At 63.4% G+C, this 8,445-nt stretch carries 8 protein-coding genes; 6 read left to right on the plus strand and 2 right to left on the minus strand.

Annotated elements, in window-relative coordinates:
- Positions 1-15 precede the first annotated feature (15 nt).
- Together B5X69_RS14595 and B5X69_RS14600 are read right to left on the minus strand one after the other, a co-directional pair.
- Positions 16-351 (minus strand): 2Fe-2S iron-sulfur cluster-binding protein, encoded by a 336-nt coding sequence (locus B5X69_RS14595; RefSeq protein WP_079639446.1) that lies wholly within the window; start codon positions 349-351, stop codon positions 16-18.
- A gap of 55 nt (positions 352-406) precedes the next feature.
- Entirely contained in the window at positions 407-1,672 is a 1,266-nt protein-coding gene (locus B5X69_RS14600; RefSeq protein WP_079639447.1) for a cytochrome P450, read from the minus strand.
- A 515-nt stretch (positions 1,673-2,187) separates the two neighbouring features.
- Between B5X69_RS14600 and B5X69_RS14605 the strand changes: the two genes are divergently transcribed.
- The 6 genes from B5X69_RS14605 (at position 2,188) to B5X69_RS14630 (ending at position 7,927) form a co-directional block, all read left to right on the plus strand.
- Positions 2,188-3,411: a thiolase family protein gene (locus B5X69_RS14605; protein WP_342745797.1), complete on the plus strand. Its 1,224-nt coding sequence runs from the start codon at positions 2,188-2,190 to the stop codon at positions 3,409-3,411.
- 43 nt (positions 3,412-3,454) lie between these two features.
- Positions 3,455-4,333 (plus strand): fumarylacetoacetate hydrolase family protein, encoded by an 879-nt coding sequence (locus tag B5X69_RS14610; RefSeq protein WP_079639449.1) that lies wholly within the window; start codon positions 3,455-3,457, stop codon positions 4,331-4,333.
- 58 nt (positions 4,334-4,391) lie between these two features.
- Complete coding sequence (locus tag B5X69_RS14615) at positions 4,392-5,162, plus strand: SDR family NAD(P)-dependent oxidoreductase (protein WP_079639450.1); 771 nt, start codon at positions 4,392-4,394, stop codon at positions 5,160-5,162.
- Between the two features lie 110 nt (positions 5,163-5,272).
- Positions 5,273-5,836: a VOC family protein gene (locus tag B5X69_RS14620; RefSeq protein WP_079639451.1), complete on the plus strand. Its 564-nt coding sequence runs from the start codon at positions 5,273-5,275 to the stop codon at positions 5,834-5,836.
- 54 nt (positions 5,837-5,890) lie between these two features.
- Positions 5,891-6,838, plus strand: a complete 948-nt coding sequence (locus B5X69_RS14625; RefSeq protein WP_079639452.1) for an alpha/beta hydrolase — start codon at positions 5,891-5,893, stop codon at positions 6,836-6,838.
- Positions 6,839-7,036: 198 nt separating this feature from the next.
- Complete coding sequence (locus B5X69_RS14630; RefSeq protein ID WP_079639453.1) at positions 7,037-7,927, plus strand: IclR family transcriptional regulator; 891 nt, start codon at positions 7,037-7,039, stop codon at positions 7,925-7,927.
- Positions 7,928-8,445 lie beyond the last annotated feature (518 nt).

Genomic DNA, 8,445 nt, shown 5'->3' on the forward strand with positions numbered 1-8,445 from the left:
CAGTGATGAGGCGGATCAGTACTGGGATTCGGGGATATGCACTTCGGCGTCCACGAATTCCGGGGTCAGCTTGATCTGGCAGCTGAGCCGGCTGGTCGGGCGACGATCGCTCGACACGATGTCGAGCATGTCGAGCTCGCTTTCCGAAGGAGCCTCGATCCGTTCGAACGAAGCCTTGTCGAGGAACACGTGGCAGGTTCCGCACGACATCGAGCCGCCGCACTCCGCGGCAATGCCCTTGATCCCGGTGGCGTATGCCACTTCCATGACTGTCTCGCCGATCTGGCCTTCCACATCCCGGGCTTCACCGTCAGCCGACACGAACTGAAACTTGATATTCTGCGATTCCATGGTACTTCCATCTTTCGATCGTCTGTCCAAGACCCGCGCGCGGGTCGCGATGGTTTCAGGGATTGAGACGAACCGGCAGGCGCGTCGGCCCCCTGAAGGTGAGCACCCCCACAATCTCGACCGGGTCGTCCTCGATCAGCTGCATGTTCGGAAAGGCGGCGGTCAGTTCCTCGACCATCATCCGCATCTGCATGCGGGCGATCGGCGCCCCCATGCAGAAATGCAGGCCGTTGCCGAATGCCACGTGCGATCGGGCGTTCTTGCGGCGAATGTCGAAAGTCTCGCCATTCTCGAACGTCGCCTCGTCGCGGCCGGCCGAGGCCAGCGAGAGGATGATCTTTGATCCTGCGGGAAGGGTCACTCCGCCGATTTCGACGTCCTCCTTGGCCAGGCGACGCCAGGCGACCACCGACGATACGTAGCGCAGCCCTTCTTCGACGGCATTGGGAATCAGCTTCGGGTCATCCACCAGGGCCTTCCAGTCCTCGGGCCGACGCAGCAGTTCGAGAAGCAGGTTGGCAGAGGCATTCGACGTCGTCTCGTGCGCGGCCAGGAGCGAGGCGAACACGAGGCTCTTGATCTCGTTCTCCGTCAGCCTGGTATCGTCCCCGCCGCGCGAGGCGAGGAGCCAACTGGGGTAGTCGTCGCCCGGAACCTTCTTGCGCTGCTCGACGAGATCGCACGAGAAGTTCCAGAAATCGAGAAGGTCGTCGGCAGCGGCGAACTGTTCCTCGCGCGTCGGATGGCCGTGCATCAATTTGACACGCAGTTCGGTCCACTGCTTGATCCGGCGCGGATCGATGTCGGTCACGCCGAGAAGCAGGAACGCGGTCTTGGCGGGCAGCTCGTAAGTCAGCGCATCGACCAGGTCGATCTCGTCCTTGCCCTTCATCTGAGCGACATAGCCCTTGACCAGCTCGCGGACGGCGCCGTCGTAGGAAAGCAGCTTCTTGGGGTTCAGGAAGCCCTGCACGTGGGTGCGAATACGGTCATGCCGCGGCGGGTCGCAGGCCACTTGGACGCTTTCGTTGGTGAAGCCGCGGTCGATCATCGACTGCAGCATTTCGGGCGGCCAGGGAACGACCGGCTGGGTGGCGACGGTTGCAGAAAAACGATCATGGTCGCGCAGGACGGCGATCACGTCCTCGCGCCGGGTGACGACCCAATAGTCGATCTCGGGCGAATAGAAGACCGGCACGTCGGCGCGGATTTCCGCGAAGAAGTCGTACATGCCCTCGTGCTCGAACGGATGGAAGTTCTGGCCAGCATTGTGCATGGGACATCCCGCCGGAATGCTTTTGGGGTCCAAAACCTGCTGCATCAGTCTACTCCCTCCCCGTGTCGACGGGTTACACAAAAGAACATACCCGACCGTTCGCCATGCGGAGACAGGACGCGCGGTGCCGCCACCCGTGCCCGGTCCGATCCTGCGGTGTGCGGCGGCATCAGCGGTGACATCAGAAGCGATCGGCTTGCGGTCTAGCTAGGGGATGCAGCGGTGGGGCGAAACCGCCAAATGGTGCGCCGGTAGTCCGCCCGGTCGTTATTATATCCGTGAATTGCCCGGAGCGGACGCGGGCGCATGGCTGATATCGCCAATGGGCAGCCGCAGCGATCGGCGGCGGCCATCACCAGCCTGATTGCATTCCTGTCGGCGGCCCTACGGGTCTGACAACGCTTGCCGCAGCGCAACGGCGGCGTGTAGGCCTGCGTGCGGAAAGCAGGGCCGGCGGCGCTGTGCGGATCAGTCGTGCACCCCTTCGGCCCTTGCCGGATCGAGCCGGGTCGAAACAATTTGGGAACTGGGATTTGCGGTCAAATTCTGACGTGTTCATCGTGGGCTCGGGAATGACGTCGCTCGGCAAGTTTCCCGAGCGATCCGTTCGCGAGCTGACCGGCATGGCGGTTGCCAAGGCACGCGAGGATGCCGGCCTTGCCGATGCATCCCTGTTCGAGGCCGCGTGGTTCAGTAATACGCGCCAAGCGCTGCTCGAAGGGCAGAACGGCATTCGCGGCGAAGTCGCGCTGCGCCCCAACGGCGTCACCGGCATTCCCGTCACCAACGTCGAGAACGCCTGCGCCAGCGGCAGCACAGGTTTCTACAACGCGCTGGCTTTCCTGAAGGCAGGCTTCGGCGAAGTCGCCCTTGTCGTTGGCGCGGAAAAGATGTTCTTCCCGGAAAACCGTGAGGGGATGTTCCGCGCCTTCAGGGGCAGCACCGACACGCTGGAGTTCGACAGCCAGATCGAGGCCCTGCTTTCGCTGGCCAAGGACATGCCCATCCCGGAAGGTGTCGAGCCCGCGGCCGAGCGCAGTGTCTTCATGGATATCTATGCCGCCTTCGCGCGCTATCACATGGCCCGCTTCGGCACGACGCAGCGGCAGATCGCGGCGGTGGCGGCAAAGAACCATCACCATTCGACGATGAACCCCGATGCGCAATACCGCTTCGACATGTCGATCGATGAGGTGCTGGCCGACAAGCCGGTGTCCTGGCCCTTCACGCGGTCCATGTGCGCTCCGATCAGCGATGGCGCTGCCGCCATGATCCTGTGTACGGGCTCTGCGCTCGACAAGTTCGATGCGGCCCGGGCAGTCCCGGTTGCGGCTTGTGCGCTGGTATCATCCTCCGATCGCCATCCCGACGATCTCGACAATCACCTCGGCCGTCGCGCCGCGCTCAAGGCGTACGACCAGGCGGGCGTTGGGCCCGAGGCGATGTCGGTCGCCGAAGTCCATGATGCAACCGCGTTCGCCGAAATCCTGCAGATCGAGAACCTGGGTCTGTGCGCGCGGGGCGACGGGGGGGCATTCACGGAGTCGGGCGCGACGGCCCTTGGCGGGCGCATTCCGGTCAATCCGTCGGGCGGACTGCTGTCCAAGGGCCATCCGGTGGGCGCCACCGGCATCATCCAGCTGCACGAGCTCGTGACCCAGTTGCGCGGCGAAGCGGGCGCGCGGCAGGTGGAGAACGCACGCTGGGCCATTGCCGAGAACGGGGGCGGATTCCTCGGTTACGAGGAAGCATCCACCGTCGTCACGATCCTGGGCGGCCGCTAGACAACATTTCGCAACAAGCAATCGAATCACGAAGGCAAAGGCAATGAAACTTACAAGCTATATCGGATCAGACGGACGCGAGAGCTGTGGCATCGTCACCGGAAGCATCGACGCACCCGAAGGCATCATCGATCTCGGTCCGCGCTACACTTCGTTGCGCGACCTCATCGCCGATGGCGCCGACGGACTTGCCTATGCAAAGTCGCGCGCCGACGCCGCACCGGCGATTGCCTTTGCCGACGCCAAGCTGCTGCCCGTGGTGCCCAAGCCCGACAAGATCCTGTGCGTGGGCGTGAACTTTGCCAGCCACGTCAAGGAAACCGGCCGCGAGACGCCTGACAAGCCGATGATCTTCATGCGCTTTGCCGAAAGCCAGACCGGCGCGCACCAGGACATGCTGTGTCCCAAGGTGTCGGAAAGGTTCGATTACGAGGGTGAACTCGCGGTGATTATCGGCAAGCGCTGCCGCTACGTGCCCGAGGACAAGGCACTCGACTACGTCGCGGGCTATTCCTGCTACAACGACGGCAGCGTCCGCGACTGGCAGAAGCACTCGCAGCAGTTCGGACCGGGCAAGAACTTCCCGCAGACGGGTGCCTTCGGTCCGTGGATGGTCACTGCCGACGAACTGACCGACATCAGCGCGCAGTCGCTCAAGACCCGCCTCAACGGACAGGAAGTGCAGACCGCCACGCTCGACGACCTTATCTTCGACGTTCCGGCCCTTGTCGCCTACTGCTCTTCGTTCATCACGCTCGAACCCGGCGATGTCATCATCTGCGGCACGACCGGCGGCGTCGGCGCTTTCCACAATCCGCCGTTGTGGATGAAGGAAGGCGACACCGTCGAAGTCGAGATTTCCGGGATCGGCATCCTGCGCAACGGGATCGCCAAGGAAGCGGACGACTTCGACATCGTGTGATTTCCAAGGGGGCGAGGTCACTCGCCCCCACCATGCCATTCATTTCAGGGAGCCTTTCATGGAACAGCGCCATGCAGGAAAAGTCGCAGTCATCACGGGCGCTGCGGCCGGTATCGGCCGCGCGTTCGCGCTTCGCCTTGCGCGCGAAGGTGCGGAAGTCGCGGTCGTCGACCTCAACGCCGCCGACGAGACCATGGACGAACTGCGCGCGATCAATGCGCGTGCCGCCTCGTTCCAGTGCGACGTCAGCGATCCCGATCAGGTAGCCAGGCTGGGCGACGAGGTCGAGAACGAGTTCGGTCGGTGCGATATCCTAGTCAACAACGCCGGCATCTTTCCCAGCATGCCATTCGCACAGATGGAACTGAAGGACTGGCGCCATATGCTGTCGGTCAACCTCGATTCGGTGTTCCTCGTCTCGAAGCGCTTCGTAGGCGGGATGCGCGAGCGCAAGTGGGGCCGCGTCGTCAACATGGCGTCGAACAGTTTCGGCCAGGTCGCACCCGGACTGACCCACTATATCGCGGCCAAGGGCGGGGTCATCGGCTTCACCCGTGCGCTTGCCAGCGAACTGGGCCCGGAAGGCATTACCGTCAACGCGATCGCGCCCGGCTTCACCCGGACCGAGGGCACTCTCAACCGCCCGCCCAACTTCCGCGGCCAGACGTCCGAGCAGCTTTACGGCATCCTAGCGGATCGGCAGGCCATCCCGCGCGCGCCGATGCCGGAAGACATGGCGGGCGTCCTGACCTGGCTGGTCAGCTCGGATGCCGATTTGATCACAGCACAGACGTTCTACGTCGATGGCGGGCTGATCCGCGCCTCCTAGGTGGCCGGGATGGTGCCCGCCCGTCGCGGCGGACCGACTCCTAGCGCACGCGGCACTCGACAGCCGACGCCATCGCGTACCGATCGTGTCGAAGAAGGAATGACGAACCCATGACCCTGGCACCGCCCAATGCCCAGTTCCGCCACCTCGGGATCTATGTGCGCGACCTCGATGCCATGCTGGCCTTCTATCAGCGGGTCCTCGGTCTCGTGGTGACGGACAGGGGGCCGACGCAAGCCGGCGGCAGGATCGTATTCCTCAGCCGCAGCCCGGACGAGCATCACCAGATCGTTCTTGTCGAAGGGCGCACCGATGCCATGGGAAGCGGCCTCATCAACCAGATGTCGTTCAAGCTCGACACCCTTGCCGATCTTCGTCGTTTCTACGAGATCATCAAGGCCGAGAACATCCGGGTCGACCGCGCCATGAACCATGGCAACGCCTGGAGCATCTATTGCTTCGACCCTGAGGGTAACCGTCTCGAACTCTATGCCAAGTCTGCATGGTACATCGCGCAGCCCTGCGCCGAACCGCTCGATCTTGACGAGCCCGAAGAGGTGATCTTGGCGCAGACGGAAGAACTCGTCCGCGGCGACCCCACTTTCGTTCCTCTCGACGAGTGGCTGCGTCGCCAGGCTAAGGCCGTCGGTGCGACGCCATATGACGCGGCCTGAGACGGCAGGCGCCAACAACGGCGCCGCACGGCCAGCATCGGCAGGACGCGCGTGATGCCGGTCGATCCCGACTTCCAGGCAATACTCGATCGTGTGAATGCGCTGCCGCCGCCGGATTACGGACGGCCCGCGATGGACATCGCAAGCGAGATGCGATCGGCGCCGATCGTGACCCCGCCCCTGCGCGATCCGGTCACGGTCGAGGCGCGCCGGATTCCGGCGAACGATGGCCATCCCATCCCGATCCGCATCTATCGTCCCTCTACGGCGAGACCGCATCCCGTCATCGTCAGCATGCACGGCGGCGGGTGGGTGAGGGGATCGCTCGACTCCGACGAGTTCAAGTCGCATTTCATCGCCCACGCATCGGGCTGCGCGGTCGTTTCGGTCGACTATCGCATGGCGCCCGAGTTTCGCTATCCCGTCGCTCTGGAAGACTGTCTTGCCGTGACGGAATGGGTCCGTGCGAATGCGGACAGCATGGGCTTCGAGGCAGACCGGATTGGCGTGGCGGGTGACAGCGCAGGCGGCAACCTGGCCGCGGCACTGGCGCTGATGGCGCGGGACCGTGGCGGCCCACCGCTGCGCTGCCAGATCCTTGTCTACCCGATTTGCGATCATGATTTCGATCGGCCGTCGTATCTCGAGAACGCCGAGGGCAAGCTGCTGACCCGGGCCATGATGCAGTGGTTCTGGGACCAGTATGCAGGCCCGGCGGATCGCAATCAGCCCTATCTCAGCCCACTGCGCTCGCCCGATCTTCGCGGCTTGCCCCCGGCGCTGATCCTGACGGCAGAGCACGATCCCCTGCGCGACGAGGGCGAGCTTTACGCCAGGAAGTTGCAGGAGGCAGGCAATATCGTCGAGGCACAGCGCATTGACGGGGTGATCCATCCGTTCCAGTCGCTGGCAGTGCTGAACGCCAAAAGCATCCGAACGCTGGAGGCGAGCGCGGCGTTCGCCAGGCGGTTCCTGCTCGCGGGCGATTCGCGATCCGCCTAGACCGCGCGACGAACCGCGCGGGAAATCAGCCGACAGCGCTTTTGCAAAAGCAGCGTGAAACGGCGCGCGAGCCGCTGTAAGCGGCCAGGTCCCGTCACTGTACGGGTTTTTTGCACGTCGCCTTGATCGCCATCCGCATCTCTTGCACCAAAACCGAACGTCTGTTAGGTTACCGCAAAGGACAGATGGAGAGATGTCATGGAGCTTGCACGACTTGGCCAGGCCTTGGGCGAATGCTGGGTAGCTGGGCACGAGCATGAAGGGTCCGACCATGTCGTCAAGTCGGCCGGTCGTGTTCTCAACATCCTCGAACTCTTCGATGTCCTGAAACGCGAGGCGGTCGTGTCCGAAGTGTCCGACCTTCTCGACCTGCCTCAGTCGAGCACGTCTGTCCTGCTGCGCAGCCTGGTGGTCATGGGCTATCTCTCCTACAACGCCACCACGCGTGCCTTTGCACCGACCACTCGCGTCGCGTTGCTCGGCAGCTGGGTCAATGGCCCGCTGTTTAGCGATGGCCCGCTGATCCGCCTCATGCACCGCCTGAACATGCGGACGGGACAGGCCATCGTGCTTGCGGTGCGCAACCAAGTTATGTCGGAATACATCCACGTGCTGCAGGCCACAAGCCCGGTGCGGCTCTACGTGGTGCAGGGCTCGCGCCGCCCACTGGCCTGCTCGGCCACGGGTCTGACGCTGATTGCCGATTTGCCCGACGCAGACATCAAGCGGATCGGCATTCGCTACAGCGCCGAGCCTCAGGAGGTCGACATCAAGGTTTCGGTCTCGCAACTGATGGAACGTGTCCAGGCGGTTCGGACCAACGGTTACGCGTTCCAGCACGATACCTTCACGCCCGGTGCCGGCGTGATCGCGATGTCGTTGCCGCAACTCGAGAAGAGCAACGAGCGGTTCTCCATCGGGATCGCTTCGCCGACCGAGATCCTCCGCGAGCGGAAGAGCGAACTGCTGGTCGCGATGCACGAGGAAATCTCCGCACATTTGAGCGAGCCGATCGCCAACGACACCGCCGAAGGCGATGCCGGCGGTGAGACGGACACCCACACCCGGTCGCTGGAACGACTAGGCTGAGGTTCCTGTCGGCTCGGCATCGGGCTGTCCGCAGGTCTGATGGCGAGACAGTCCCGGCGTTGCGTCCACACGGTCGAACCGCATAACCAATCGTCATGATCGTCGATGGCGACCATCGCGCGAGTCCGTGGCCGAGAGGTTCTGCGCAAGACGCAGTCTTCGGCCAGGGACGGGCGCGAAACGGGCATGGCGCTGCGGTTTGCGCCATTGCCGAATGTCGGGTGATCATCCGGCCAAGCTCATCCGGCCCGCGGAACGACCACGCCGAGCAGAGCGCTGTAACTACCGTCGCGCAGCTTCTGACGCCCCGTTGACAGGGCGTCATGCAATGTTGGGCGCGGCAAATCTCATTCCTGATTTGTAGTGCGTGATGCGCAAGACGCGTCGCATCCGGGTCCTTCCTGATTTAAGTGATGCCTCGAATGAGGTGGTGCCGTTTTTCTGGACAGGGTGATAAGCTCAGCCTGACCTGAGGAATGGACTGGAATGAAGACGACGAGAAAGCGCTACAGCGCGGA

Origin of the sequence: Sphingopyxis flava, from assembly GCF_900168005.1 — a bacterium.
In the GTDB taxonomy this organism is placed as follows: Bacteria; Pseudomonadota; Alphaproteobacteria; order Sphingomonadales; family Sphingomonadaceae; genus Sphingopyxis; species Sphingopyxis flava.

What these genes read in the sequence shown, in the direction of transcription:
- B5X69_RS14595 (WP_079639446.1), bottom strand. Translation starts at nt 351, where the DNA reads ATGGAATCGCAGAATATCAAGTTTCAGTTCGTGTCGGCTGACGGTGAA.
- B5X69_RS14600 (WP_079639447.1), bottom strand. Translation starts at nt 1,672, where the DNA reads ATGCAGCAGGTTTTGGACCCCAAAAGCATTCCGGCGGGATGTCCCATG.
- B5X69_RS14610 (WP_079639449.1), top strand. Translation starts at nt 3,455, where the DNA reads ATGAAACTTACAAGCTATATCGGATCAGACGGACGCGAGAGCTGTGGC.
- B5X69_RS14615 (WP_079639450.1), top strand. Translation starts at nt 4,392, where the DNA reads ATGGAACAGCGCCATGCAGGAAAAGTCGCAGTCATCACGGGCGCTGCG.
- B5X69_RS14620 (WP_079639451.1), top strand. Translation starts at nt 5,273, where the DNA reads ATGACCCTGGCACCGCCCAATGCCCAGTTCCGCCACCTCGGGATCTAT.
- B5X69_RS14625 (WP_079639452.1), top strand. Translation starts at nt 5,891, where the DNA reads ATGCCGGTCGATCCCGACTTCCAGGCAATACTCGATCGTGTGAATGCG.
- B5X69_RS14630 (WP_079639453.1), top strand. Translation starts at nt 7,037, where the DNA reads ATGGAGCTTGCACGACTTGGCCAGGCCTTGGGCGAATGCTGGGTAGCT.